Source organism: Streptosporangium sp. NPDC000095 (assembly GCF_042899335.1).
Taxonomy (GTDB): Bacteria; Actinomycetota; Actinomycetes; order Streptosporangiales; family Streptosporangiaceae; genus Streptosporangium.
Window position 1 is genome coordinate 273,069 of record NZ_JBIAZS010000009.1, and the last position, 26,510, is coordinate 299,578.

At 70.8% G+C, this 26,510-nt stretch carries 19 protein-coding genes; 13 read left to right on the plus strand and 6 right to left on the minus strand.

Translation table 11 applies throughout. The features are described 5' to 3' along the window. Positions 1-298 precede the first annotated feature (298 nt). Positions 299-1,252 (minus strand): heme o synthase, encoded by a 954-nt coding sequence (locus ACFY3V_RS21725; RefSeq protein ID WP_350947761.1) that lies wholly within the window; start codon positions 1,250-1,252, stop codon positions 299-301. A 303-nt stretch (positions 1,253-1,555) separates the two neighbouring features. On the opposite strand from ACFY3V_RS21725, the gene tkt reads away from it, so the two are divergent. From tkt to ACFY3V_RS21760, 7 genes are all read left to right on the plus strand, one after another. Then, positions 1,556-3,667 (plus strand): transketolase, encoded by a 2,112-nt coding sequence (gene tkt, locus ACFY3V_RS21730; protein ID WP_362897334.1) that lies wholly within the window; start codon positions 1,556-1,558, stop codon positions 3,665-3,667. A gap of 2 nt (positions 3,668-3,669) precedes the next feature. After that, a complete protein-coding gene (gene tal / locus ACFY3V_RS21735; RefSeq protein WP_362897335.1) occupies positions 3,670-4,773 on the plus strand; it encodes a transaldolase in 1,104 nt (367 codons plus the stop codon). 7 nt (positions 4,774-4,780) lie between these two features. After that, complete coding sequence (locus ACFY3V_RS21740) at positions 4,781-6,409, plus strand: glucose-6-phosphate isomerase (protein WP_362897336.1); 1,629 nt, start codon at positions 4,781-4,783, stop codon at positions 6,407-6,409. Between the two features lie 169 nt (positions 6,410-6,578). After that, a complete protein-coding gene (gene zwf / locus ACFY3V_RS21745) occupies positions 6,579-8,102 on the plus strand; it encodes a glucose-6-phosphate dehydrogenase (RefSeq protein WP_362897396.1) in 1,524 nt (507 codons plus the stop codon). Then, a complete protein-coding gene (locus ACFY3V_RS21750) occupies positions 8,103-9,014 on the plus strand; it encodes a glucose-6-phosphate dehydrogenase assembly protein OpcA (protein ID WP_350947765.1) in 912 nt (303 codons plus the stop codon). Between the two features lie 57 nt (positions 9,015-9,071). Continuing rightward, positions 9,072-9,824: a 6-phosphogluconolactonase gene (gene pgl / locus ACFY3V_RS21755; protein ID WP_389775662.1), complete on the plus strand. Its 753-nt coding sequence runs from the start codon at positions 9,072-9,074 to the stop codon at positions 9,822-9,824. 135 nt (positions 9,825-9,959) lie between these two features. Then, the gene (locus ACFY3V_RS21760; RefSeq protein WP_389775665.1) at positions 9,960-10,097 is read left to right on the plus strand and encodes a hypothetical protein; all 138 of its coding nucleotides are present in this window, start codon (positions 9,960-9,962) and stop codon (positions 10,095-10,097) included. Positions 10,098-10,126: 29 nt separating this feature from the next. Here ACFY3V_RS21760 and add read toward each other — a convergent pair whose 3' ends face one another. Beyond that, on the minus strand, positions 10,127-11,161 hold the full coding sequence (gene add / locus ACFY3V_RS21765; protein ID WP_389775669.1) for an adenosine deaminase: 1,035 nt from the start codon (positions 11,159-11,161) through the stop codon (positions 10,127-10,129). A gap of 210 nt (positions 11,162-11,371) precedes the next feature. After that, positions 11,372-12,403 carry a GNAT family N-acetyltransferase gene (locus tag ACFY3V_RS21770; protein ID WP_362897339.1) on the minus strand — a complete coding sequence of 344 codons (1,032 nt, stop codon included), beginning with the start codon at positions 12,401-12,403 and terminating at the stop codon, positions 11,372-11,374. A gap of 178 nt (positions 12,404-12,581) precedes the next feature. On the opposite strand from ACFY3V_RS21770, the gene ACFY3V_RS21775 reads away from it, so the two are divergent. From ACFY3V_RS21775 to ACFY3V_RS21785, 3 genes are all read left to right on the plus strand, one after another. Further along, the gene (locus ACFY3V_RS21775; protein ID WP_389775673.1) at positions 12,582-13,982 is read left to right on the plus strand and encodes an NAD(P)/FAD-dependent oxidoreductase; all 1,401 of its coding nucleotides are present in this window, start codon (positions 12,582-12,584) and stop codon (positions 13,980-13,982) included. Between the two features lie 233 nt (positions 13,983-14,215). Continuing rightward, positions 14,216-15,829, plus strand: a complete 1,614-nt coding sequence (locus ACFY3V_RS21780; RefSeq protein ID WP_389775676.1) for an amidohydrolase — start codon at positions 14,216-14,218, stop codon at positions 15,827-15,829. A 285-nt stretch (positions 15,830-16,114) separates the two neighbouring features. After that, on the plus strand, positions 16,115-16,945 hold the full coding sequence (locus ACFY3V_RS21785; RefSeq protein ID WP_362897342.1) for an MBL fold metallo-hydrolase: 831 nt from the start codon (positions 16,115-16,117) through the stop codon (positions 16,943-16,945). Between the two features lie 136 nt (positions 16,946-17,081). Here ACFY3V_RS21785 and ACFY3V_RS21790 read toward each other — a convergent pair whose 3' ends face one another. Beyond that, a complete protein-coding gene (locus tag ACFY3V_RS21790) occupies positions 17,082-18,317 on the minus strand; it encodes a beta-ketoacyl-[acyl-carrier-protein] synthase family protein (RefSeq protein ID WP_389775680.1) in 1,236 nt (411 codons plus the stop codon). Positions 18,318-18,387: 70 nt separating this feature from the next. Here ACFY3V_RS21790 and ACFY3V_RS21795 point away from each other — a divergent pair, with 70 nt between their 5' ends. Together ACFY3V_RS21795 and ACFY3V_RS21800 are read left to right on the plus strand one after the other, a co-directional pair. After that, positions 18,388-18,969, plus strand: coding sequence for a TetR/AcrR family transcriptional regulator C-terminal domain-containing protein (locus ACFY3V_RS21795; protein WP_362897344.1), 582 nt, complete (start codon positions 18,388-18,390; stop codon positions 18,967-18,969). Between the two features lie 312 nt (positions 18,970-19,281). Then, positions 19,282-20,538: an MFS transporter gene (locus ACFY3V_RS21800; RefSeq protein WP_362897345.1), complete on the plus strand. Its 1,257-nt coding sequence runs from the start codon at positions 19,282-19,284 to the stop codon at positions 20,536-20,538. Between the two features lie 51 nt (positions 20,539-20,589). Here ACFY3V_RS21800 and ACFY3V_RS21805 read toward each other — a convergent pair whose 3' ends face one another. Next, complete coding sequence (locus ACFY3V_RS21805) at positions 20,590-22,545, minus strand: Xaa-Pro dipeptidyl-peptidase (protein ID WP_362897346.1); 1,956 nt, start codon at positions 22,543-22,545, stop codon at positions 20,590-20,592. 390 nt (positions 22,546-22,935) lie between these two features. Then, positions 22,936-23,379 carry a hypothetical protein gene (locus tag ACFY3V_RS21810; protein WP_350947775.1) on the minus strand — a complete coding sequence of 148 codons (444 nt, stop codon included), beginning with the start codon at positions 23,377-23,379 and terminating at the stop codon, positions 22,936-22,938. A 216-nt stretch (positions 23,380-23,595) separates the two neighbouring features. On the opposite strand from ACFY3V_RS21810, the gene ACFY3V_RS21815 reads away from it, so the two are divergent. Beyond that, positions 23,596-26,460, plus strand: coding sequence for a BTAD domain-containing putative transcriptional regulator (locus ACFY3V_RS21815; protein WP_389775685.1), 2,865 nt, complete (start codon positions 23,596-23,598; stop codon positions 26,458-26,460). Positions 26,461-26,510 lie beyond the last annotated feature (50 nt).

The window sequence follows — 26,510 nt, forward strand, 5'->3', positions numbered from 1 at the left end:
TTATCGGCCGAAGGTTGCCACACTTCGCCCCGCCACCCCTCGGCCGCCCCCCGCCAGGAAACGGACGATGCCGGACGGGAACCTCGAATCCGTGGACCGTGCCGGGCGATGAGCCGCGCTCGCGGCCGGAACCGGAATCAGGCTCCCGGGATTTACCGAAGACCACGAAACACCCTCCCCACGGTCAGGCCCACCCCAGGCCGGTCAAGAGAACATCTTCCCCCGGGAGACGTCTCCCCCGTCGCCGGGGCACGGAAACGGGCACCGCCCGAGGAGACCGCGCGAGACGATCCGGATCTCAGACGAGCATCGAGTCGATGGCGACGGCCAGGAAGAGCAGCGCCAGATAGGCGTTGGACCAGTGGAAGAAGCGCATCGGGCGCAGGTCGACACCGGTCTTGCCCGCGTTGACCCGGGCCAGGAGGCGGTGGACCTCCCACAGGCAGGCGGCGCCGAGGACGACGGCCACCGCGGGGTAGAGAAGGGTGGTCCCGGCCACCGGCCACAGCAGCAGCGAGCACAACACCGTGGCCCAGGTGTAGACGATGCTCTCCAGCACCACGCGGCGCTCCGTGGCGACCACGGGGAGCATGGGCACCTTCGCCGCCGCGTAGTCCTCCCGGTAGCGCATCGCGAGGGTCCAGGTGTGCGGCGGCGTCCAGAAGAACACCACGCCGAAGAGCACCACGGGGGCCCAGTCGAGGCGGCCGGTGACACCCGCCCAGCCGATCAGCACGGGCATGCAGCCGGCGAGGCCTCCCCACACCACGTTCTGCGAGGTCCGGCGCTTGAGGATCATCGAGTAGACGAGCACGTAGAACAGGTTCGCGGCCAGCGACAGGCCGGCGGCGAGCCAGTTCACCGCCAGGCCGAGCCCAACGGTGGACACCACGCCGAGGATGAGCCCGAAGATCAGCGCGTTCGTCGGCGGCACCAGGTCGCGGGCGAGCGGGCGGCGCCGGGTGCGGCGCATGGCGGCGTCGATGTCGCGGTCGATGTAGCAGTTCAGCGCGTTCGCGCTGCCTGCCGACAGGGTGCCGAACACCAGGGTGTTGACCGCGATCCACAGCGGCGGCAGCCCCTTGGCGGCCAGGAACATCACCGGCAGCGTCGTGATCAGCAGCAGCTCGATGATCCGCGGCTTCGTGAGGGCGACGTAGGCCTTCACGACGTCGCCGAAGGAGCGCGGCGCGGCCTCGGTGGCCGTGCCCGCCTCGGGCGGGGCCGTCGATTGCTTGTCGGTGAGCACCATCTAAGGTGCTTCCAGCACGTGCGGGGTCAACGCGTAACCTCTGATTAGAGCGGATCCGTGAATGCGGGCACCAGCCGGCCCTGAGGACTCACTGTAGTTGCAGGGGAGGCCGGTCCCGGCACGGGGTGCGGAAGCGGCGCGAGGGGACTCCCCGCGGGGGAGGCGCGCCGCCTGCCGCCCCCCCGGACCCGCCTCGGGCCGACCTACGCCCCGGTAGCCAGGTCGAACCCGTTAGGGTCCGGTGTGGGCGGGAAATACCAGACCGGCGCCACCATCACACGATTAGATCCGGAGATCGAGCACTTGAGCACTGAACTCGTGCCAGCCCTCGAATGGAGCGACCTGGACCGCCGCGCGGTCGACGTCGTACGCACCCTGGCCATGGACGCGGTAGAGAAGGCGGGATCGGGTCACCCCGGCACCGCGATGAGCCTGGCGCCGGCCGCTTACCTGCTGTTCCAGCAGGTGATGCGACATGACCCCTCAGACCCCTCGTGGGCGGGCCGTGACCGGTTCGTCCTTTCGGCTGGTCACAGCAGCCTGACCCTCTACATCCAGCTCTTCCTCTCCGGCTACGGCCTGAGCCTGGACGACATCAAGGGGCTCCGCCAGTGGGAGAGCCTCACGCCCGGCCACCCCGAGCACGGCCACACCGTCGGCGTCGAGACCACCACGGGCCCGCTCGGCCAGGGCCTGGGCAACGCGGTCGGCATGGCGATGGCCGCCCGCCGCGAGCGCGGCCTGTTCGACCCGGACGCCGCTCCGGGCGCGAGCCCGTTCGACCACAACATCTGGTGCATCGCCTCCGAGGGTGACATCGAGGAGGGCATCAGCCACGAGGTGAGCGCCCTCGCCGCCCACCAGAGGCTGGGCAACCTCACCGTCGTCTTCGACAGCAACCACATCTCGATCGAGGACGACACCCAGATCGCGCTGAGCGAGGACATCGTCGCGCGCTACGAGGCGTACGGGTGGCACACCCAGACGGTCGACTGGACGCGGACGGGCGAGTACGTCGAGGACGTCCAGGCGCTGTACGAGGCCCTGGAGGCCGCCCGCGCCGAGACCGGCAGGCCGTCGTTCATCCGGCTGCGCACGATCATCGGCTGGCCCGCGCCCAACAAGCAGAACACCGGCAAGATCCACGGCTCGGCGCTGGGCGCCGACGAGGTCGCCGCCACCAAGAAGGTCATGGGCTTCGACGTCGAGAAGAGCTTCGACGTCCCCTCCGAGGTCCTGGAGCACGCCCGCGAGGTCGTCGAGCGCGGCCGGGCCGCGCGGGCGGAGTGGGACAAGCTCTACCAGAGCTGGCGCGAGGCCAACCCCGAGCGCGCCGCCGAGTTCGACCGCATCTCCGCGCGACGGCTTCCCGCCGACTGGACCGGGGCGCTGCCGACCTTCGAGATCGGCTCCTCCGTCGCCACCCGCAAGGCCTCCGGTGAGGTGCTCAGCGCCCTCGCGCCGGTGCTGCCCGAGCTGTGGGGCGGCTCGGCCGACCTCGCCGAGTCCAACAACACCACGATGAAGGGCGAGCCGTCCTTCATCCCCGAGGAGTTCCAGACCAAGGACTTCCCCGGCGGCCCCTACGGCCGCACGCTGCACTTCGGCATCCGTGAGCACGGCATGGGCGCGATTCTCAACGGCATCGCGCTGCACGGCGGCACCCGCCCCTACGGTGGCACGTTCCTGGTGTTCAGCGACTACATGCGCCCGGCCGTGCGGCTGGCCGCGTTGATGAAGCTGCCGGTCACCTACGTGTGGACGCACGACTCCATCGGCCTGGGCGAGGACGGTCCGACGCACCAGCCCGTCGAGCACCTGTGGGCGCTGCGCGCCATCCCCGGTCTCGACGTGGTCCGCCCGGCCGACGCCAACGAGACGGCCGCCGCCTGGCAGGTCGTGCTGGAGCACAACGACCGGCCGGCCGCGCTCGCGCTCACCCGCCAGAACCTCCCGGTCTACGAGGGCACCCGCGACGCGGACAAGGTCGCCCGCGGCGGTTACGTCCTGCGGGACGCCTCCAACGGGCAGCCCTCGGTGATCCTGATCGGTACCGGCTCCGAGGTCGAGCTCGCCGTCGAGGCCCGCGAGCTCCTCGAGGCGGAGGGCATCGCCACCCGGGTCGTGTCGATGCCGTGCGTGGAGTGGTTCCAGGCCCAGGACTCGGCCTACCGGCAGACGGTGCTGCCCACGGCGGTGCGCGCGCGCGTGGCGGTCGAGGCGGGAATCGCGCTGGGCTGGCGGGAGTTCGTGGGAGACGAGGGTGTGGTGGTGAGCCTGGAGCACTTCGGTGCCTCGGCCCCCTACAAGACCCTCTACGAGCAGTTCGGCCTGACCGCCGAGCGCGTGGCCGCCGCCGCCAAGGCGAGCCTCGCCAAGACCGGAGCCGACAAGGGCGAGACGACGGGAAACTGATCATGAGTGAGATCCTGAAGAAGCTCTCCGAGCAGGGTGTCTCCATCTGGCTGGACGACATCAGCCGTGAGCGCCTGCGCACGGGCAACCTGCAGTCCCTGATCAACGACAAGCACGTGGTCGGTGTCACCTCCAACCCGACGATCTTCGCCTCGGCGCTGAGCAAGGGCGACGCCTACGACGGCCAGCTGCGCGACCTGAAGATCCGCGGCGTCGACGTGGAGGAGGCCGTACGGGCGATCACCACCTACGACATCCGCTGGGCCGCCGACGTGCTGCGGCCGGTCTACGACACCACCGGCCAGGTGGACGGCCGGGTGTCGATCGAGGTCGACCCCCGCCTGTCCAGGGACACCGACAAGACCGTCGCCGAGGCGCGCGCGCTGTGGTGGCTGGTCGACCGGCCCAACCTGTTCATCAAGATCCCCGCCACCGTCGAGGGCCTGCCCGCGATCACGCAGGCGATCTCCGAGGGCATCAGCGTCAACGTCACGCTGATCTTCTCCCTTGAGCGCTACCGCGCCGTGATGGACGCCTGGCTGACCGGTCTGGAGAAGGCCAAGGAGGCCGGCCTGGACCTGTCGGCCATCGAGTCGGTCGCCTCGTTCTTCGTCAGCCGCGTGGACGGCGAGATCGACAAGCGCCTGGACAAGATCGGCACCCCCGAGGCGCTCGCGCTGAAGGGCAAGGCCGCGGTCGCCAACGCCCGCCTCGCCTTCGCCGCCTTCGAGGAGGTCGTCGCGTCCCCGCGCTGGCAGGCGCTCGCCGCGGCCGGTGCGCGGGCCCAGCGCCCGCTGTGGGCCTCCACCGGGACGAAGAACCCCGACTACCCCGACACCCTCTACGTCGACGAGCTGGTCACCTCCGGCACGGTCAACACGATGCCGGAGAAGACCCTGGACGCCACGGGCGACCACGGCAACATCACCGGCGACACGGTCCGCTCCTCCTACGAGGAGGCCTGGAACACCATGGCGGCGCTCAAGGACGCCGGCATCGACTACGACGATGTCGTGCGCTTCCTGGAGGAGGACGGCCTGAGCAAGTTCGAGGCCTCCTGGAAAGAGCTGCTGGAGACCGTCTCCTCCGAGCTGAAGAAGGCGTGAGGACCATATGTCAGTGTCCGTGACGTTCAGCGAGGACGACTTCACCGAGCAGGCCTCGGAGACGGCAGGACAGCTCGTCTCCGAGGGGGTCCCCCAGGCCCTCGCCTCCGGCGACTCCACCCTGTGGGGCCCCGAGGCCGAGGCCGAGGCGGCGATCCGGCTCGGCTGGCTCAACCTCCCGCTGACGAGCAGGCAGCTGCTTCCCGAGATCGGCGCGCTGGTGGAGCGGGCCCGCGCCGAGGGCCTGGACCACGTGGTCCTGGCCGGCATGGGCGGCTCCTCCCTCGCCCCCGAGGTCATCACCACCTCAGCCGACGTACCCCTCACCGTTCTCGACACCACCGACCCCGGCCAGGTGCGCCGGGCGCTCGAGGACCGGCTGGAGAGCACGATCCTGGTCGTCGCGAGCAAGAGCGGCGGCACGGTCGAGACCGACAGCCACCGGCGGATCTACGAGAAGGCCTTCCGCGACGCCGGGATCGACCCGGCGAAGCGGATCGTCGTCGTCACCGACCCCGGCTCGCCCCTGGAGGCGAGCGCCCGCGAGGCGGGCTACCAGGTGATCCTCGCCGACCCGAACGTGGGCGGCCGCTACAGCGCCCTGACGGCGTTCGGCCTGGTGCCCAGCGCGCTGGCGGGCGCCGACGTCGAGCGGTTGCTCGACGACGCGGCCGAGGTGGCGCCGCTGCTGTCGCGGACCGAGGGCAACCCCGGTCTCGACCTCGGCGCGGCCCTGGGCGCAGCCGCCGAGGCCGGGCGCGACAAGCTCGTGATCGAGGACAGCCTGTCGGAGATCAACGGCCTGCCCGACTGGATCGAGCAGCTGGTCGCCGAGTCCACCGGCAAGTCCGGCAAGGGCATCCTGCCCGTCGTGGGCGCCGACCCCGGTGACGCCGACGACGAGCTGCTCGCCGGGATCGACACCGACGGCGTCGTGACCGTCGCCGGCCCGCTGGGCGCGCAGTTCCTCGTCTGGGAGTACGCCACGGCCGTCGCGGGCCGCGTCCTCGGCATCGACCCGTTCAACCAGCCGAACGTGGCCGAGTCCAAGGAGAACACCGCCAAGCTGCTCGACCAGGCCGAGCTGCCGGTCGGCACCCCGATCCTGGTCGACGGCCCGGTGGAGGTGTACGGCGAGTTCCCCGGCTCCGAGGACGTCAAGGACCTGTCGGACGTGTTCACCCGGCTGCTGGAGGCGATCCCGGAGCGCGGCTACCTCGCGGTGATGGCCTACCTCGACCGTGAGGCGGCCTTCGACGCCCCGTACGCCGAGGGCGCCTCGTTCGAGGAGATGACGGACGTGTGGAGCGGGGCCGACCCGGCGACGCTGCGCGGGCTGCTCGCCGTCCGTACCGACCGCCCGGTCACCTTCGGCTGGGGTCCCCGCTTCCTGCACTCCACCGGCCAGTACCACAAGGGCGGCCCGCAGAACGGGGTGTTCCTGCAGATCACCGGCGCGGTCGAGGAGGACGTCGAGGTCCCCGGCAAGCCCTACACCCTGGGCCGGCTCCAGCTCGCCCAGGCCCTGGGCGACCTGGGCGCGCTGGCCAGCCGCGGCCGTCCCGCCGTACGACTGCACCTGACCGACCGCGCCGCCGGCGTCGCGCGCCTGCTCGCCGCCTCGCGGGAGGTCTGATGGAGCGCCGGAGGTTCGCATGAGCAAGGGGAGCTCCCGGGCGGGCGAAGCGGCCGGTGCCCCGGCATCGGCCACCGACACGGTCGTCCCGGTGACGGACGCGCAGGGAGAGAAGACGCCCACGACCACCACGGCCACCGACGTCGCGACCGCCGGCGTCACCGAGGCCATGATCGAGGCCAACCCGCTGCGCGACCCGAGAGACAAGCGCCTGCCGCGCGTGGCCGGGCCGTGCGTGCTGGTGCTGTTCGGTGTGACCGGCGACCTGGCACGCAAGAAGCTGCTGCCGGCGATCTACGACCTCGCCAACCGCGGGCTGCTGCCCCCTGGCTTCTCCCTGGTCGGCTTCGCCCGCCGCGACTGGAAGGATCAGGACTTCGCGCAGCTGACCCACGACGCGGTCAAGGAGCACGCGCGGACGCCGTTTCGCGAGGAGGTCTGGAAGCAGCTGTCGGAGGGCATCTTCTTCTGCCGTGGCGAGTTCACCGACGACGGTGCGTTCGACACGCTGGCGATGATGCTCAAGGAGATCGACCAGACCCGGGGCACCGGCGGCAACTACGGCTTCTACCTCTCGGTGCCGCCGAAGTTCTTCCCGGTCGTGGTCCAGCAGCTGAAGCGGACCGGCCTCGCCGACGGCCCTCCCGGATCCTGGCGCCGGGTGGTGATCGAGAAGCCCTTCGGGCACGACCTGCGTAGTGCCCAGGAGCTCAACGCGATCACCAGCGCGGTCTTCCCGGAGAGCTCGGTGTTCCGCATCGACCACTACCTGGGCAAGGAGACCGTCCAGAACATCCTGGCGCTGCGGTTCGCCAACAACCTGTTCGAGCCGATCTGGAACCGCGGTTACGTCGACCACGTGCAGATCACGATGGCCGAGGACATCGGCATCGGAGGCCGGGCGGGTTACTACGACGGCATCGGCGCGGCCCGCGACGTGATCCAGAACCACCTGCTGCAGCTGCTCGCCCTGGTCGGCATGGAGGATCCGACGTCGTTCGGGGCCGACTCGCTGCGCAGGGAGAAGGAGAAGGTCCTCAAGGCGGTGCGGCTGCCGTCCGACCTGTCCCAGGCCACCGCGCGCGGCCGCTACGGGCCCGGCTGGCAGGGCGGCGAGCCGGTGATCGGCTACACCCAGGAGGAGGGCATCCCGCCCGACTCGATCACCGAGACCTACGCGGCCATCAAGCTGGAGATCGCCAACCGGCGCTGGGCCGGGGTGCCGTTCTACCTGCGCACCGGCAAGCGGCTCGGCCGCCGGGTCACCGAGGTGGCCGTGGTGTTCCAGCGGGCGCCGCACCTGCCGTTCAGCAAGGACGACACCGAGATCCTGGGGCAGAACGCACTGGTCATCCGGGTTCAGCCGGACGAGGGCATCACGGTGCGCTTCGGCTCCAAGGTGCCGGGCACCGCGATGGAGGTGCGGGACGTCTCGATGGACTTCGCCTACGGCGAGTCGTTCATGGAGTCCTCCCCCGAGGCCTACGAACGGCTGCTGCTGGACGTGCTGATCGGCGACCCGCCGCTCTTCCCGCACCAGCGCGAGGTCGAGCTGTCATGGAAGATCCTCGACCCGATCGAGGACTTCTGGAGCTCCCAGGGCCCGCCGGAGGAGTATCCCTCGGGCACCTGGGGGCCGGCCTCGGCCGACGAGATGATGGCCCGCGACGGGCGCGTCTGGAGGCGGCTGTAGATGACCAGCTTCATGCTCAGCGGCACGACCGCCTCGAAGATCTCCTCGCAGCTCACCCACCTGCGCCACCAGATGGGCACCCCGGCGGTCGGCATGGTGCTGACCCTCGTGGTGGTCTGCGGCGAGAGCGACCAGTACGACGCGGTCCGGGCCGCGACCGAGGCCGCCAGGGAGCACCCCTCCCGGATCCTGGTCGTCATTCCCCGCGACTCCGAGGAGCCGAACCGGCTCGACGCCGAGATCCGGTTCGGTGAGTCGACCCCGGGCGAGGTGATCCTGCTGCGCCTGTACGGAGAGCTGACCAGGCACGCCGACTCGGTTGTCAGCCCGCTGCTGCTCACCGACACCCCGGTGGTGGCCTGGTGGCCCACCGACGGCCCCGAGGTGCCGTCCAAGGACCCGATCGGCATGCTGGCCCAGCGTCGCATCGTCGACGCGCGGTCGGCGGCCGACCCGGTCAAGGCGATCGTCGGCCGGGCCCGCGGTTACGTACCCGGCGACACCGACCTTGCCTGGACCCGGCTGACGACGTGGCGGAGCCTGCTGGCCGCCGCGTTCGACCAGCCGGTGGGCAAGGTCAAGCGGGGCGCCATCGAGGCCGTGCCCGGCCATGCCAGCGCCCTGCTGCTCGCGGCCTGGCTCGGCGAGCGTCTCGACGCCCCGGTGAAGGTCTCCGACTCCAGCGGGCCCGGCCTGACCATGGTCAAGCTGATCGCGGCGGACGGCGACATCACCATCACCCGCCCCGACGGCCGGCTGGGCACGCTGTCGCGTCCCGGCCAGCCTGACCGCAGGGTCGCCCTGGCCCGGCGCCCGACGTCGGAGCTGCTCGCCGAGGAGCTGCGGCGGCTGGACCCCGACGAGATCTACGCGTCGGCGATCCAGCGACTCGCCCGGACCCACAAGTCCTGAGCCGTGAGCGCCCCGCGGCGATCGCCGCGGGGCGCCTCCTTTCGAAAGAGAAGCCCCGTGAGCGTTCCCACTGTGATCACCCACCGCGACGCCGACGTGCTCGCCAAGGCCGTCGCCGCCCGGGTGATCGTCCGACTCGTCGACGCCCAGTCGGCCAAGGGCTCGGCCCACCTGGTCCTGACCGGCGGGACCGTCGGCATCGCCACCCTCGCCGAGATCGCCGCCTCCCCCGCCAGGGACGCCGTCGACTGGCGCAAGGTGGACATCTGGTGGGGTGACGAGCGTTTCCTGGCGGACGGCGACCCCGAGCGCAACGAGACCGGCGCCCGCGAGGCCCTGCTCAATCAGCTTGACCTCGACCCCGCGCGGGTCCACGTGATGCGCGGCCCCGACTCGGGCATGACCGCCGAGGAGTCGGCCGAGGCCTACGCCGAGGAACTCCGCAAGGCCGCACGCCCCGAGGACCACGGCCCGGCCCCGTCCTTCGATCTGATGATGCTGGGCATGGGCCCCGACGGCCACGTCGCCTCGCTCTTCCCCGGCCTGCCCGCCCTGCACGACACCCGACCCGTGGTGGCGGTGCATGACTCCCCCAAGCCCCCGCCCACCCGTGTCTCGCTCACGCTGCCGGTGATCCAGGGCGCCCGCGAGGTGTGGGTGATCGCCGCCGGCGAGGAGAAGGCCGAAGCGGTACGGCTCGCGCTGTCGGACTCGGGGACGATGCAGGTCCCCGCGGCCGGCGCCCGAGGCAGCCGGAACACCCTCTTCCTGCTGGACGGAGCCGCCGCCTCCAAGATCCCTTCCCCCTGAGCCGTATCTCCCCCGCTGAGCCCGGTCCTTCACATCCGGCCACGCCGAACACCGTGCTCACGGTGTGCGATCGAGCGATGACCGCTACGGTGGCCATCGGAAGGGCCGCACGCACACCGCGGAATGGAGGGGATGGTGGCCGAACCGTCCGACGTCACGCTGATGCCCGCCGAGCAGTTCGACGATCTGGTCGCCTCACTCGACGAGCCGGACGAGGCACCCGTGCTCCGCCAGGCCGTGCGGCGGCAGCGCGTCTATCGCGAATCGGCATGACCTGACGACCACGATCTTCGAGATGGCCGTCAGGGGGCGGTCTCGGAGTGCCGGGCGGCGACGGTGTCGATCTCGGCGAGGATCTCCTTCTTGCCCGCCGGGTCCATGGACGAGGCCTCGACCGCGTTGCGGGCCAGGGTGGCGAGGGTGGCGCGGTCCAGGCCGAGGTGCTCGGCGGCGACGCGATACTCGCGGCTCAGCGTGGTGGCGAACATGGGCGGGTCGTCGCTGTTGAGGGTGACGAACAGGCCCTCCTCGATCATGCGGGGCAGCGGGTGCTCCTCGATGCGGGCGACCTGGCCGGTGCAGACGTTGGAGGTGGGACAGACCTCCAGGGGGATCCGGGTCTCGCGCAGGTGGGCAACGAGGCGGGGATCGTCCATGCAGGCGATGCCGTGGCCGATCCGCTCGGCGCCCAGGAGGTCGAGGGCCTCCCAGATCGTCTCCGGACCGGTCATCTCGCCCGCGTGCGGCAGGCTGCGCAGCCCGGCGGCGGTGGCGGCGCGGAAGGCGTCGGCGAAGACGTCCCGATACTTCGGGCGGTCCTGTTCGATGCCGGCCAGCCCGAAACCTACCAGCGCCTGGGGAGGTTCACCGAGCGCGTGGTCCAGGGTGACGCGGGCCGCCTCGGCGCCGTACTCGCCGGGGATGTCGAACACGTACGCCATCCGCACCCCGTGCTCCTCGTGGGAGCGGCGGGCGGCGAGGTCGAGCGCCTCGGTGACCTCGCGCATCGGCATGCCCACGAGGTGGTGCGCGTACGGCGTGACGGTCAGCTCGACATAGCGGCCGTTCTGCCCCGCGAGGTCGGAGGCGAGGCCGAGCACCAGGGTGGCCACGTCCTCCGGCTCGCGGACGAGGGCGTTGATCGCCTGGTAGATGCGGGCGAAGTGCGGGAAGTCGGTGAACCTGTAGAAGGCGCGCAGCTCCTCCTCGTCCGTGGGGACGCCGCCGCCGGGGTGGCGGCGGGCGAGTTCGAGCACGGTGGGGACGGAGGCGGAGCCGACCAGGTGGACGTGGAGCTCGACCTTGGGGAGGGCGTCGATGAAGGCGTTGATCGTCATGCGGGGACCCTACGCACGCCGCCCCCGGCCGCGAAAGGCATTTACCGCGAAGCTGACACTAAAATGTCATTTTTCCCCGGGAGAGGCTGAGGCCGCGCACCCCGACCTCTCCCGGGGAGGACTGTGGCCCCACGGAGAAACCGAAAAGTGCGACCTCCCCGCTTCGGAATCCCTGAGCGATCTCGAAACGGGAAGGTCGCGTGATGGGGTTCAGCTCGGGGATGCCGGCGCCATCACGCCCACGGCCAGCCTGGCTTCCACCACGCCGGGGTCCTCGGTGTAGCTCAGGGTCGCGCCGAGCGAGATCAGGAGCCTGCGCATGCGGATGTTGTCGGACAGCAGCGTCGCCCTGACCTCGGCGAAGCCCAGGTCGCGGGCCTGGCGGACGAGCATTCCCGCCAGGGCCGTTCCCAGCCCCCTGCCCTGCCAGCGGTCCTCGATCAGGAACGCCATCTCGGCGGTGCCCGGGTCGGAGGTGAACATCAGGTTGGCGAGACCGACGACCTGGCCGTCGTGTCCGGCGACGACCGACTGCCCCCGGGCCCGGTCGCAGAGCCGCTCGAAGACCTTCGGCGGCAGTACCGGCGCCGAGGTGAAGTAGCGGAACCTGCGGGCCTCGGGCGAGCAGCGGTCGTGCAGGTCGCGTACAGCCTCGCGGTAGAGGCGGGTGAGCGGGCGGACGTTGACCTCGACGCCGTCGGAGAGCGTGATGTCGCGGTCGGCCCCGGACTCCTCCACGGGTGGCTGCGCCAGGCGGACGAAGGAGGCCGCACGGGCGGCCTCGGTCAGCGTGAAGGGCAGCTCGGCCCTGCGGACCCTGATCGCGCGGCGCGGAGCCACGGGCACGGTCAGCAGGGTCGGGTCCGGAAGATCACTCATCTCCGAACCGTAGACCCAGCGGGAGTCGTCGGCGCGCAGCAGCTCTCCCAGCAGCTCCGGCAGGCGCCAGGGCGTCATGCGCAGCCGGGAGGCGAGCAGCAGGACGCGGGTGGGCTCGTCGGTCAGCTCGTGGGCGGTGGCGGCGACGACCTGGACCTGCCGTCCCCCGGCGGCCTCCAGCGCCTCGCGTACCGCCTCGGCTCCGGCGGGGATGTCCGTGACGAACTCGTCGACCGTGCCGTCCACGTCGGTCTGCACGCTCAGGCCCAGAATGTTGCCGCCCTTGGCGGCGAGCGCGGCGGTCAGCGAGGCCAGCCGTCCCGGCCTCTCGTCAACGGTCGTACGAATCCTCAGAAACCCCATCAGAATGCCCCTTCCGTCAGGGCATAGCCTGTCCCGAAGCTGTTACGGGACTGCTACACATGAGTGAGCCCATCGTTACGTCTGAGAAGATCACTCATTACGCGGCCGGACGGCGTTTCTGCAACGGTTTCCGTTGACAGGTGCACCCAGATAGACGGATACAGCAGAATGTGAGGCCATGAGCACGCGCGTTCCCCTGGCCGGGGACTTCGTCAACGGAGACGTCTCCTTCTGGTATCGCTCCCTCGGCATCCCCTCCCCCGGCGCCCCTCTCACCGGAGACCTCGACGCCGACGTCGCCATCGTCGGCGCCGGATACACGGGCCTGTGGACCGCCTACTACCTGAAGAAGGCGAGCCCTGGTCTGCGGATCGTCGTACTGGAGAAGGAGTTCGCCGGATACGGCGCCTCCGGACGCAACGGCGGCTGGCTGGTCGGCGAGCTGGCGGGCACCCCCGAGCGCTACGCCAAGACGCACGGCGCGGACGCGGCCAGGCGGCTGCAGCGGGTGATGTTCGACACGATCGACGAGGTCGTCGCCGTCGCCAAGGACGAGAACATCGACGCCGAGATCGTCAAAGGCGGTGTCACCACGGTCGCCACCAACACCGCCCAGGACCGGCGGCTGCACCGGCTGCTCGCCCACGAGCGCCACTGGGGCTGGACCGAGGAGGACGTGCGGCTGCTCGACCCCGCCGAGCGGGAAGGGCGCCTGCGGGTGAACGGCGCGGTCAGCGCGATCTGGAGCCCGCACTGCGCCAGGATCCAGCCCGCCAAGCTGGCCAGAGGTCTGGCCGAGACCGTGAGAGGGCTCGGGGTGGAGATCTTCGAGCGCACCCCGGTCACCGAGATCGCCCCCCGCGAGGCCCGCACGCCGCAGGGGACGGTCCGCGCCGAATACGTCATCCGCGCCACCGAGGGCTTCACCGCCGAGCTGAGGCAGTATCACCGGACGTGGCTGCCGATGAACAGCTCCATGATCGTCACCGAGCCGCTGGGCGCGCTGTGGGACGAGATCGGCTGGGAGGGCAACGAACTGCTCGGTGACATGGCGCACTACTACATGTACGCCCAGCGCACCGCCGACGGCCGGATCGCGTTCGGCGGGCGCGGCAAGCCCTACCTGTACGGATCCCGCGTGGACGACCGGGGCCACACCCACGCCTGGACGATCGAGGCGCTCTGGGAGCTGCTCACCGGGATGTTCCCCGCGGTCAGGGCCTCCCGCGTCGCGCACGCCTGGTCCGGCGTGCTCGGCGTACCCCGCGACTGGTGCGCCACCGTGCACGTCGACCACACCACCGGCATCGGCTGGGCGGGCGGCTACACCGGCCACGGGGTGACCACGACCAACCTCGCCGGCCGTACCCTGCGCGACCTCGTCCTGCGCGAGGACACCGACCTGACCTCCCTGCCCTGGGTGGACCGCAAGGTGCGCGGCTGGGAGGTGGAACCGCTGCGGTGGATCGGCGTGCACACCATGTACGACCTCTACCGCCGGGCCGACGCCAGGGAGAAGGCCGGGCTCGGCCGCACCTCGGTGCTGGCCCGCGTCGCCGACTCCATCACCGGACGCTGAACGCGGGGCGGGCGACCCCGGACGCCCCCGCCCGTCGAACGCCGGACGTCGGTGAACGGGCGGTGGACGGGTGATGGACGTCGGTGAGTGTGGGCCGACGTCTCCGGACCTCGACCGGCGCCGGGAGAAAACTCACGCTGGACCTCGGCCGGTCGAACGTGCAATGTAGGTGATCAAGCGGCATTCCGTGGCTTCAGCGGCCTTCGGGACATCGGCAGAAGGATGGTACGAAAGTGAGCGACCTGCTCTTCCGGGGCGGCCGGGTCTTCCTCGCCGCGGACGCCTTCGCCGAGGCGGTGCTGGTCCGTGACGGCCGGATCGCCGCCGTCGGCACGGAGGCCGACGTCGCGGGCCTCGCCGCCCCCGGCCACGAGGTGGTCGACCTGGACGGCCGCCTGCTCACCCCGGCGTTCACCGACGCGCACATCCACCCGGTCCAGGCGAGCCTGGAGCGGGCCAGGTGCGACCTGTCCGGGGTCTACGGCCTGCCGGAGTATCTGGAGCGGATCACCGCCTACGCCGCCTCCCACCCCGGCCACGAGTGGATCGACGGCGGCGGCTGGGACATGTCGGCCTTCCCCGGCGGCCTGCCGCACCGCTCCCAGCTCGACGTCGTCGACCGCCCGGTCTACCTGATCCAGCGCGACCACCACGCCGCCTGGGTGAACAGCCGGGCCCTGGAACTGGCCGGAATCACCCGCGACACCCCCGACCCCGCCGACGGCAGGATCGAGCGCGACGCCGACGGCACGCCGAGCGGAGTGCTGCACGAGGGCGCGATGGACCTGGTCGGCCTGCTCACCCCCCGTCCCAGCGCCCAGGACATGCACCAGGCGCTGCTCGCGGCCCAGGACCATCTGTTCTCCCTCGGCGTCACCGGCTGGCAGGACGCCATCGTCGGCTCCTACGCGGGCTACGACGACCAGCTGCCCACGTACGTCTCGGCGGCGGCCTCCGGCGCGCTGCGCGCCCGCGTCGTGGGCGCGCTGTGGTGGGACCGGGCGCGCGGCGCCGAGCAGATCCCCGAGCTGCTGGAGCGGCGCCGCTCCGCCGAGGGCCTGGAGCGGTTCCGCGCGACCTCGGTGAAGATCATGCAGGACGGCATCGCCGAGAACTTCACCGCGGCGGTGATCGAGCCCTACTGCCGCTGCGGCGGCACCGGCCTGTCGTACGTGGACCCCGTGCTCCTGAAGGAGTGCGTCGCCGAGCTGGACCGGCACGGCTTCCAGGTGCACTTCCACGCCATCGGCGAGCGGGCCGTCCGCGAGGCGCTGGACAGCTTCGAGGGGACCGACCCGGCCAACCGGCACCACATCGCGCACCTGCAGATCGTCGAGCCGTCCGACGTGCCGCGCTTCGCCAAGCTCGGCGTGACCGCCAACCTGCAGCCGCTCTGGGCCACGCACCACGCCCAGATGGACGAGCTCACCCTCCCCTTCCTCGGCGAGGAGCGCTCCACCTGGCAGTACCCGTTCGCCGACCTGCTGCGCCACGGCACCCTGTTCTGCGCGGGCAGCGACTGGCCGGTCTCCGAGGCCGACCCGATCCAGGGCATGCACGTGGCCGTCAACCGCACCGAACCCGGCGGCTCGCTGCACGCGGGCTACCCGACGGCGCAGACCCCGTTCCTGCCCGGCCAGAGACTCACCCTCGCCACCGCGCTCACCGCCTACACCGCGGGCTCGGCCAGGATCAACCGCGACGACGACGCCGGCACCATCGTCCCCGGCAACCGCGCCGACCTCGTCGTCCTTGACCGCGACCCGTTCACCGAACCGGAGTCCGACATCTGGCGCACCAAGGTCGCGATGACCTTCCTCGACGGCGAACAGGTCTACCAGCGCTGACCTCGTCCGACGGCCGACGGTCCGGCTCCCGGCGCCCTCGGACCTTCCTGCGGGAACGATGCGCGCCGGACCGGAGGACACCTCCTCAGGAGACGAGCTCGCTGTCCAGGTAGGCGCCCCGGACCTGAACGGTGTCGTGCGGCTCAAGGCGGCCGGACAACGCGACACCCCTCCCCCGCGACACACGGAGCGGCGTAACGACGGCGGCTGTCACAGGAGGACGCCGTACCATTCCCGAACAGCCGGGTCGTACCACTCCCGAACAGCCGGTCGGCGGAGGACATCGTGAACGATCTGCCCATCTGCGTCACCTGCGGGGTCCAGTACGCCGAGGCGCGGGACGACTGCCCGATCTGCGAGGACGAGCGGCAGTACGTCGGCTGGGAAGGCCAGCGCTGGACCTCCCTCGACGAGTTGCGCGAGAGCGGGCACAGAGCGCACCTCGCCGAGGAGGGCACCGGGGTCGTCGGCATCGGCACCGATCCCGCCACCGCCATCGGGCAGCGCGCCCTGCTGGTCCGCACCCCCACGGGCAACGTGCTGTGGGACATGGTCACCCACCTCGACGACGAGCTGATCAGGCAGGTCGGCGAGCTCGGCGGGATCGACGCCATCGCGATCAGCCACCCGCACTTCTACGGCTCGATGGTCGAGTGGGCACACGCCTTCGACGCGCCGATCCACATCCACGCGGCCGACCGCGACTGGGTGGCCCGTCCCGACGAGTCGGTGCTCTTCTGGGAGGGCGACACGCACGAGATCCTCGAAGGGGTGACGCTGGTCAACGCGGGCGTGCACTTCGACGGCGGCCAGGTCATGCACTGGCGCGACGCCGAGGACGGCCGGGGCTCGCTGTTCTCCGGCGACATCCTCCAGGTCGTCCAGGACCGCCGCTGGGTCAGTTTCATGTACAGCTATCCCAACCTGATCCCCGAGCGCCCCGCGACCGTCCGCCGCGCCCTGTCGTTGCTGGAGCCGTACGCCTTCGACCGCGTCTACGGCGGCTGGTGGAAGCGGATCGTGCGCACCGACGGCGCCGAGGCCGTCCGCCGCTCCGCCGAGCGCTACCTCTCCTTCGCGCTGGACGACTCCCCCTGGAGTCCTACGCCTCCGTAAGAGAGCCGTACCTACGGGAATCCTTCGACTTTCCACCGATCCGCTGAGCCGGTACGACTCCGGCGCCGCGGATGTGCATCGCGGCGCCGGGTGAGGAGCGGGCTCGCTCCGCAGACCGTTCCCTGTGGGGACAGGGTCAAGGGGCGGTGAACAGCAAAGAGACGTTCTGGCCGCCGAACCCGAAGGAGTTGCACACCGCCGCGCCGAGGTGCTGCTTGCGGGGCTCGCCACTGACGACCTCAAGTTCGACGTCGGGGGATTTCCGGTCAAGGTTGAGGGTGGGCGGGATGACGCTGTTGGCGACCGACAGCAGGGTGATGATCGCCTCGACCGCGCCGGCGGCGCCGACGAGGTGACCAAGACTGGACTTGGGTGCGGTGAGGACGACGTCGTTCCCGAGTGCCCGCTGGATCGCGGAGGCTTCGCCGACGTCGCCCACGACGGTGGACGTGGCGTGACAGTTGACGTGATCGACGTCCGCCGGTCGGAGTCCGGCGGACGAGACGGCCCTGAGGATCGCCTGGGTTTGGCCGGAGCCCGCCGGGTCCGGGCCGGTGATGTGATGGGCGTCCGAGGTGATGCCGAACCCGGCCAACCGGCCGATCGGGCGGGCGCCCCGCGCGGCCGCGAAGTCCGCCCGCTCCAGGATCATGACGCCGGCGCCCTCGCCGAGTACGAAGCCGTCACGGTCGACGTCGAACGGCCGTGAGGCGCGCTCGGGGTCGTCGTCGCGCTTCGACAGCGTGCGCACCTGGGCGAAACCGGCGATGGTCAACGGCGTGATGGCGGCTTCCGTGCCGCCAGCGATGACGACGTCGACCTCACCGGACCGAATGAGCCGGGCGGCGAAGGCGAGGGCTTCGGCGCCCGACGCGCACGCCGAGACAGGTGTGTACGCACCGGCGCGGGCACCGTACTCCAGGCTGATCCAGGCGGCCGGTCCGTTCGGCATCAGCATGGGGACGGCGAGGGGAGAGATCCGCTGGGGCCCCTTCTCCTCGATCAGATCGTCCTGGTTCAGGAGGGTGTTGATGCCTCCGATGCCGGTGCCGATCACCACCGCGAGGCGCTCCGGATCGACCGCAGGCGCGGCGGCGTCGTTCCAGGCCTGCTGGGCGGCGACGAGCGCGGCCTGCTGGCAGCGGTCCATGCGCCGGGTCGTGACACGGGGCAGCACCTCGTCGGGGGAGACCGCCATGGGGGCGGCGATCTTCACGGGCAGTTCGCCGGCGTGGGCGAACGAAGCCACGAGGTCGTCGATCCGGCGGACACCGGAGCGCCCGGCGAGGAGTCCCTCCCACAGAGAAGTGACGTCCCCGCCGAGAGGTGTGGTCGCCCCCAGGCCGGTGACAACGACGTCCTGAACGCTCATGTCGATCTCCTCACCACGGAAACGGTGCCCGAGCTTGATCTCGCGGAGTTGTATCGCATACAAATATAGGGTGTCCACGAGCGATCCCCCCCGAAGCCGCGGCCGACGCACCCGGGCGCAGCTTCTCGAACAGGCCGTGACGCTCTTCGCCGGACGGCACTTCGGCTCCGTGAGCGTGGCCGAGATCGCGGCCGCGGCCGGCGCCCACCCGAACCAGATCACCTACTACTTCGGTTCCAAGGACGCCTTGTTCGTCCACGCGGCGTTCCTGATGCTGCTCCGCGACGCCGAACGCCTCAAGCCGGTCGGACACCGGCAGCGCACCCCCAGGGCGTTCCGCGAGGCGATGGCACGCACCGCGCTGGCACTGCCGGCCGTACCGATCGCCGTCCAGGCGATGTCGATCACACGGCATCGGCCCGAGTTGCAGCCGCTGGCGCAACACGACCTCGATCTGCTCTTCCGCCTGGCGGAGCGTTACCTCACCGCGGTCCTGGAGCGCCATGACTGGGTCATCGATCGTCCCGCCCTCGTCGAGGCACGGACCTTCTGGAGCGCCGTCCTGGGGGCTCGGCTGATCTCGGAGTCCGGTTTCGGTGGCCGCTCCAGCGACATCGATCTCGCCGGGGTCCTGACAGTTCGCACGAAGTAGATCCCGGAAAATCCACCTCCATGACCATGCTCAGCGCGGCCTTGCCGACCGATCACGTCACCTGCCGAGGTGGAATCGACGGTGTCGTGCTGCCGGTAGCGCTCCGGTTCGAAGGCCCGGTAGCCGCCACCGGCGGATATGGCTCGATCGACGCCCGCTCGACATCCGTCACGTCAAAGCGCGCCACATCCGACTCCCACCGGCCACGGCCGGCTCGCCACCGAACCTCATCCAGATCCGAACCCCGGAACAGCTCCCAAATGATCCTTTAATCACTGGAAAAGCCCGCCCGGGATGCGCGATAGTCACCCCGTGACGCAGGCAGGGGGGCCGGAGAGCGGGGGTGGGCGCCCGCTGTGGCGCGATCGCAACTTCAACGTCTTCTGGGTCTCCCAGACGCTCTCCGTCGCCGGGGACTCGTTCGCCTACATCGCCATCCCGCTGCTGGTGCTGAACGTGACCGGGTCGGTCGCGCAGATGGGCCTGCTGACCGGCGTGGCCGGTGCCGCGTCGGTCTTCGCCGGGGTCTTCGCCGGCATCCTGGCCGACCGGCTCGACCGGCGCACCCTGCTCATCTGCTGCGATCTCGCCCGTCTGGCGCTGTACGGGCTCATCCCGCTCGTCTGGGCGTTCGGCCCGCAGGTCTGGCTGCTGTACGTGGTGCTGCCGCTCAGCGAGGCGATCGGGATGGTCTTCCAGGTCACCTACGTGACCGCGGTGCGCAACCTGGTCGAGGGCGACCGCATCACCGAGGCGAACGGACGGCTCTACGCGACCGCGGCGGCGGCCGGTGTCGGCGGCCCGCTGCTCGCCGGCGTGGTCTCCGGGCAGTTCGGCCCGACCGCGGCGATCGCCATCAACGCGGCGAGCTTCGCGCTGTCGGCGGCGGGTCTGTACTTCGTCCGGTTCAGGCGGCCCGAGGCCGGCGCGGCGCCGCCGCGCCAGCGGCCCTGGCAGGAGATGCTGGCCGGTGCCCGGTTCCTCTGGCGGCACCCGGTGCTGCGTTCCCTGACGATCCTGCTCTCCTTCTTCATCTTCTTCACGCTCGGCATGACCGACGTGCTGATCTACCACCTGAAGCACGACCTGGGCCGCTCCGACGGCACCGTCGGCACGGTCCTCGCGGTCGCCGCGGTGGGCACGATCGCCGGGGCCGTGCTCGTGGCGCCCGTCCGCCGCAGGCTCGGTTTCGGCGTGACCTGGATCGGCGCCCTCGCGACGAGCGGGCTCGCGATGGCGGGCGTCGGACTCTCGGGCCGCGTCCCGGTGATCGCCGCCCTGATGGCCGTCTATCTCTGCGGCGTCAGCGTGGCCGGGATCTGCTCGATGTCCCTGCGCCAGCAGGTGACTCCCGACCATCTGCTGGGCCGCGTCACCTCGGCGTTCTGGACGATCCACTTCTCCCTGGGCCCGGTGGGCGCGGCCGTCCTGACCTGGGGCGCGGGCGGCTACGGCGTCACCGTGATCTGCCTGCTCGCGGGCACCGCCTGCCTCCTGCTCGCGACGGTCGCGCTCTTCACCCCCATCCGCCGGCCCGCCCCCGAACGCCCGGGGCCCGCCACCTCATGAGGCATGCTCCCCTCGACAGGGCGATCTCGCCCTGTCGAGGGGAGCGACGGATCAGCCGTTCGCCGCGGTGAACGCGGTCGCCCCGCCGACGAGCGGCAGCGTGACCGTGCTCTTCGTCGTGTCGAGGTGCAGCTTCGCCCCGGGGGTGGGCCGGATGGTGTACTCGTAGTCGCTCGACAGCAGCACGACGCCGATGCGGTGCCCCGCCGCGAACACGTAGTCGTGCGGCTGCATGTCGAAGTCGAGGCGGTACGGGCTGCCCGGCTTGACCGGCTCGGTCTTCGAGATCGACTTACGGTTCTGCGGGTCCGTCCAGCCGCGAGTGATGATCTTCGCCTTGCCGTTCTGGTCGTAGTCGACGAGCAGCGCCGTGACGTTGGCGGCCGGCTGGCCGAAGGACATCCGCAGTGACACCTGCGGCGTGCCGCTGAGCCGGACAGCGTCGGTCAGCGCCCCCGACTTGTAGGCCAGGCGGTTGGGGGACGTCACGGCGTCGGCGAGGGCCAGTGCCCGCTTCGAGGCGTCGTCGACGATCGTCTCGGTCACCGGCTTGCCCTGGCGGGTCTTGTCGGCGGTGAGGACACCGGCGGTGCCGTCCGTGCTGGGCGCGAGGTTGAGCTCGGTGTCCGCCGCGGCCGGTTCCGGCCACTCGGGGTATTCCACCAGCGTCCTGTTCTCGCGCTGGATCAGCGCCCGCTGGTCGTTCTCCACGCCGTTCTGCTGGCCCCACAGGTAACGGGTGAACCAGCGGTTGAGCACGTTGACGCTCGGGGAGCCGCCGTGCCCGCCCTGGTGCAGATAGATCTTGTGCGGCACTCCGCGCGCCTTGAGCGCCTCGTACCACTGCGCGGCGTGCTTGGTCTTGACGTTCCAGTCGTTGAGCCCGTGCGCGACCAGCGTCGCGGCGCGGACCTTGTCGACGTCGTTCAGGTAGTTGCGCTCGTCCCAGAAGGCGCTGTAGTCGCCGGTGACCCGGTCCTGCTCCTTGGCGAGCTCCTCGATGACGCTCCGGCACACCTGCCTGTCCGCGCGGGTGTAGACGTACTCCGCGAGCACGTCGGCGTCCTCGCCCTGGTAGCCGCCCGGCGCGACGACGGCGCCGTTCGCGCGGTAGTAGTCGTACCAGTTGGAGATCGCCGAGATCGGCACGATGGCCTCGAGACCCTCGACGCCGGTGCTCGCGACCGCGTTGGGCAGGGTGCCGTTGTACGACGTGCCGATCATGCCGACCTTGCCGGTCGTCCAGGTGGCGCTGACCTCTCTGCCCGCGGCGTCGTACGCCTTCGCGCGACCGTTCAGCCAGTCGACGACCGCTTTCGCGCCGATGGTCTCGTTGCGCCCACCGGTGGTGGGACAGCCGTCGGACTTACCGCTGCCCAGCGACTCGGCGTGTACCACCGCGAAACCGCGAGGCAGCCAGTTGGCCTCGTGGCTGGTGCTGATGACGGGCTGCGGCCCGGTGCCCGTGACGGCCTCGTCACCCCTGGCCGCCTCGGCCACGCCGGCGGCGGCGAGCCGCTCGTCGGCCGCCGGGTCCTTCACCGAACCACCGCGGTTCATCCAGCCCTTGCCCGGGCGGAGCGCCTCGTGGAGCTCGTGGTCGACGTTGTGGTTCGCGACCGCGTTGCCGCCCGCGTAGTAGGGGCTCACCTCGTACACGACGGGTGATTTCAGACCGGCGGTCTCCGTCTCCCGCAGCCGGGTGACCTCGGCGTGTACCCGGTCGTTCCGCCCGTCGCCGTCACTGTCGATCGAGGTCTCGACCCACATCTCCTCGCGGATCCAGTCGTTGCGGTTCGACGAGAACACCGGCTGGGCCATGCCGTCCACGAAGACCGGTCCGACGGAGGGGTCGGCGGCCGCGCCGACGGAGGCCGAGGGCGCCGCGACCCCGGCCAGGGTCATGGCGACGGCGAGACCCAACGCCGCCGCGCCACGACGCGTCGATCTCGAACTGCGGAGGTTGGCCGGCGCCCCAGGGCCCGTCGCCAGAGGTGGTACAGACATCAAAAACCTTCCAGAACGATCAGTTCGGGGCGGGAAAAAACCCCGACCAAAGTTCAAGGGACAGTAAAGACTGCCCCAAGAAGGCTTGATGTTATGGGTCGGAAGTACGAAATGTCTATGGATGAGCACCCTGTCTTGATCAGGATAATTTCGACATCTATCGAGCTAGATATTGGTGAATCGACCACCTCCGCGGAGACCAGGAACCGGGCGGCCCTGGAACATCGCAGGGCGCGCGGCGCACCCTTGAACCATCCACCAAGCGAGCGAGGCCCCGGTTCGGCAGGCCGTCGCCGCTTCCCGGGCTCAGACACGGGGTGGGCGGCACCCCCGATCATCGGATCGAGGATGCCCCCACGGGATGGGGCGATCAGCCGCGGGATGGGGCGATCAGCCGCGCAGCCCCTTCAGGCATCCGTAGACGGCCACGGCCAGCACCGCCTGCGGGTCGGTCAGGTCTGTGCCGAACCTGTTCCAGACCTCGCTCACGGCACCGGTGGCGCACCTGCCCGCCTTCCACCACACCCACTCGCCGGCGGCCTTCGCCGCGTCGACGATCTGGCGCCAGAACCTCTTGACGAACGCCACGATCGCGCTCCAGGAGCGGGGGGCGTCCTGGAACTCCTCGTCGGGGAAGCGGTACTCGTCCTGCGGGTCGCTGCTCACCAGCGACATCGCCATGGAGCGGGCCGTCGCCTCCGAGACGCCCGCGGCCCGCGCCGCGGCCGCGAGCTCCCGGGAGAACGAGGTCGCGCCGGCGGGAGCGGGAGCGGCGGTGACCATCACCGCCGCCGCGATCACCGCCGCCACGATCCCGGTTACGCGCTTGAACATGAGATGCCCTTCCTGTCGCGTGAGGATCAGCGGGACATGTCGCCCCGCCGTCACACACCGTTCCGCGGGCCACTCACTCGACGGTCACTTCGCGATTACCCAGAGTCACACTTGACCTTCGCGGGAGCCTGTCACGCCAAACGATTGCCGCGCATTCAAGGCGCATTTGACGTACACCCCTGATCACGAGCGGCGATTTTATGATTACATTGAGTAATGGAAACGGGAGGCTCGGATCTCGAGTTCAGGATTCTGGGGCCGTTCGAGGTGCTGCGGGACGGCGTCCCGGTGCCGATCCGGGCGGCCAAGCTGCGGACGTTGCTCGTCTCGCTGTTGCTCGACGCCAACAAGACGGTCTCCGTCGAGACGTTGACGAACCATCTGTGGGGAGACGACCCGCCCGGAGGGGCGAGAAACACCCTGCAGAACTACGTGTTGCGGATCAGGCGCCTGCTGGGGTGCGCCGGGGACGAGGGTCCGCTGCTCACCTGCCCGCGAGGCTATCTGCTCAGGGTGGCCGACGACCGGCTCGACCTGCACCGCTTCGAGGCCCTCACCCTCCGTGCCAGGGCCGCCTTCGCCGCGGACGCGACGGAGCGGGCCGCCGCGCTGCTGGCCGAGGCCCTGGGGTTGTGGCGCGGGAAGCCACTGCAGGACGTGCCGTCCGAGACCCTGCGGCGGGAGGTCGCGCCCGTGCTGGCCGAACGCGGGCTGGACGCGCTCCAGTCCCGCATCGAGGCCGACCTCGCACTGGGCCGCCACGAGGAGGTGCTCGCCGAGTTGCGCCGACTGACCGCCGCGTATCCGCTCAGAGAGCGGTTCTGGGCGCAGCGGATGCTCGCGCTGTGCAGGTCGGGACGCCAGGCCGAGGCTCTGCGCTGCTACCAATCCCTCAGCGAGGTCCTCGCCGAGGAGCTCGGCGTCGACCCCGGCACTGAGGTGCGGAAACTGCACCAGCGGATTCTCGACGACGATCCCGCGCTCACCGCCAGGAGATCTTCCGGCAACCTCCCCGGCGAGATGACCACGTTCGTGGGCAGACAGCGGCAGCTCGACGACGCCGCGCGACTGCTGGAGACCAGCCGCCTGGTCACGCTGACCGGGGTGGGCGGAGTCGGCAAGACCCGGCTGGCGCTGCGACTGGCCGCGCAGGTGTCGCCCACCTTCCCGGGCGGAGCGTGGATCGCCGACCTCGCCCCGCTGACCGACCCCGCTCTGCTCGACCGGACCGTGGCCCAGGCTCTCGGAATCCGCGACCACTCCGCGCGCCCCTGCCTGGACATCCTCGTCGAGCACCTGAGCGACAGCAGGACACTGTTGGTGCTGGACAACTGCGAGCACCTGGTGAACGCCGCCGCGACGCTGGTGACCGCGCTCCTGCGCTCGGCGCCCGGTCTGCGGGTGCTCGCCACCAGCCGGCAGCGGCTCGGCGTCCAGGGCGAGCACGTCCTGCCGGTGCCGCCCCTCTCCGTACCGCCCACGACATCGGCGGACGCGGACGCCGAGCCGGCGCTGACCCACTACGAGGCGGTGAAACTGCTCGCCGACCGCGCCGCGGCCTCGGCACCGGACTTCCAGATCACGCGGCACAACCGCGACGTCGTCGCGCAGCTGTGCGGACGACTGGACGGCGTGCCACTCGCGATCGAGCTGGCCGCGGTCCGGCTGGGAACGCTCTCCGTCCAGGAGATACTCGACCGGCTGGACGACCGCTTCCGGCTGCTCGCCGACACCGACGCCGAGAACTCCCCACGCCACCACCGGACCCTGGGCGGCGTCGTCGACTGGAGCCACGACCTGTGCACCCAACACGAACGGCTGCTGTGGGCCCGGTTGTCGGTCTTCGCCGGTGAGTTCGACCTGGAGGCGGCCGAGGTGGTGTGCTCGGGGACGGGCATCGACCGCCACGACGTCCTCGACCTCCTCACGGGCCTGGCGAACAAGTCGATCCTCGTCGTGAACGGCCAGGACGGCAGGACGCGCTACAGCCTGCTGGAGACCATCCGCCGGTACGGCAGGCGGCGCCTGATCGACCTCGGCCAGGAGACCGTGATGCGGCGGCGTCACCGTGACCACTATCGGAGCACCGCCGCACAGGCCGCGGCCGACTGGTGCGGCCCTCACGAGGTCGGATGGCTGTCACGACTGCGGCAGGAGCTCCCCAACCTGCGGGCGGCGTTGGACTTCTGCCTCACCGAGCCCGGCGAGGCGAGGAGCGGTCTGGAGATCACCGTCAACCTCACCAGGACCCGGTTCTGGTTCTTCAACAGCACCATCGGCGAGGGCCGTCACTGGCTGGAGCGCGGGCTCGCGCTCTCCCCCCGCCGGCCGGATCCCCTCCAGGTCGGCGCGGTGGCCATGGTCGCCTGGATCGCCCTCTGCCAGGGCGACAGGCAGGGTGCCGACGCCTTCATGGCCCGCTGCCGCCGCCTCGCCGCACAGCTCCCCGACACCGACGTCCCCGCCGCCGTCACCTGCGTCGAGGGCGCCCACGCGATGCTCGTCCACGGCAGCCCTCGCTCCATCCCGCTGCTGGCGCAGGCGAGAGATCGGTTCCTCGCCGACGGCGCGATCGGTGACGCCCACATGGCCACCATGCTCTGGGCGATGGCCTGCGCCTTCCTCGGAGACCGGGAGCTCGCCGTCACCGCCGCCGAGGCCTACCTCGCCGACGCCGAGGCCCTCGGCGGGACCTGGGCCCACTCCTGGGCGCTGTGGGGCCTCGGTCTCGCCGAGTCGCGCCACGGCGACCCGGTACGGGCCGCCACCCTGTTCCGCGACTCGCTGCGCCGCCAGTACGACATCGACGACCGCTGGGGACCGGTTTGGGGCCTTGAGACACTCGCCTGGACCGTCGCCGCCACCGGCCGTCACGACCGTGCCGCCGAGCTACTCGGCGCCGCGCACCGGCTACGGCGTACGACCGGGGTGGCGCTCATCGGCCTGCGGCCGTTTCACGACGCCCACGCCGAGGCCGAACGGCTGATGAAGAACGCGCTCGGGGCGTGTGGATACTCCCTGGCCTTCGAACGGGGGGCGAGGAACACCGACGTCATCGGCCTCGCGTGCGCGCCCCCGTGACCCGCGGCTCCAGGGGTTGCCACAGGCTTGCGGGCCACGGGGGAATCGAT

Coding starts and splice junctions, on each gene's coding strand:
- ACFY3V_RS21770 (WP_362897339.1), bottom strand. CDS start 12,403: ATGGGGTTTCTGAGGATTCGTACGACCGTTGACGAGAGGCCGGGACGG.
- ACFY3V_RS21790 (WP_389775680.1), bottom strand. CDS start 18,317: ATGAGCGTTCAGGACGTCGTTGTCACCGGCCTGGGGGCGACCACACCT.
- ACFY3V_RS21740 (WP_362897336.1), top strand. CDS start 4,781: ATGTCAGTGTCCGTGACGTTCAGCGAGGACGACTTCACCGAGCAGGCC.
- tal (WP_362897335.1), top strand. CDS start 3,670: ATGAGTGAGATCCTGAAGAAGCTCTCCGAGCAGGGTGTCTCCATCTGG.
- ACFY3V_RS21810 (WP_350947775.1), bottom strand. CDS start 23,379: ATGTTCAAGCGCGTAACCGGGATCGTGGCGGCGGTGATCGCGGCGGCG.
- ACFY3V_RS21750 (WP_350947765.1), top strand. CDS start 8,103: ATGACCAGCTTCATGCTCAGCGGCACGACCGCCTCGAAGATCTCCTCG.
- zwf (WP_362897396.1), top strand. CDS start 6,579: ATGATCGAGGCCAACCCGCTGCGCGACCCGAGAGACAAGCGCCTGCCG.
- add (WP_389775669.1), bottom strand. CDS start 11,161: ATGACGATCAACGCCTTCATCGACGCCCTCCCCAAGGTCGAGCTCCAC.
- ACFY3V_RS21775 (WP_389775673.1), top strand. CDS start 12,582: ATGAGCACGCGCGTTCCCCTGGCCGGGGACTTCGTCAACGGAGACGTC.
- ACFY3V_RS21725 (WP_350947761.1), bottom strand. CDS start 1,252: ATGGTGCTCACCGACAAGCAATCGACGGCCCCGCCCGAGGCGGGCACG.
- ACFY3V_RS21805 (WP_362897346.1), bottom strand. CDS start 22,545: ATGTCTGTACCACCTCTGGCGACGGGCCCTGGGGCGCCGGCCAACCTC.
- ACFY3V_RS21815 (WP_389775685.1), top strand. CDS start 23,596: ATGGAAACGGGAGGCTCGGATCTCGAGTTCAGGATTCTGGGGCCGTTC.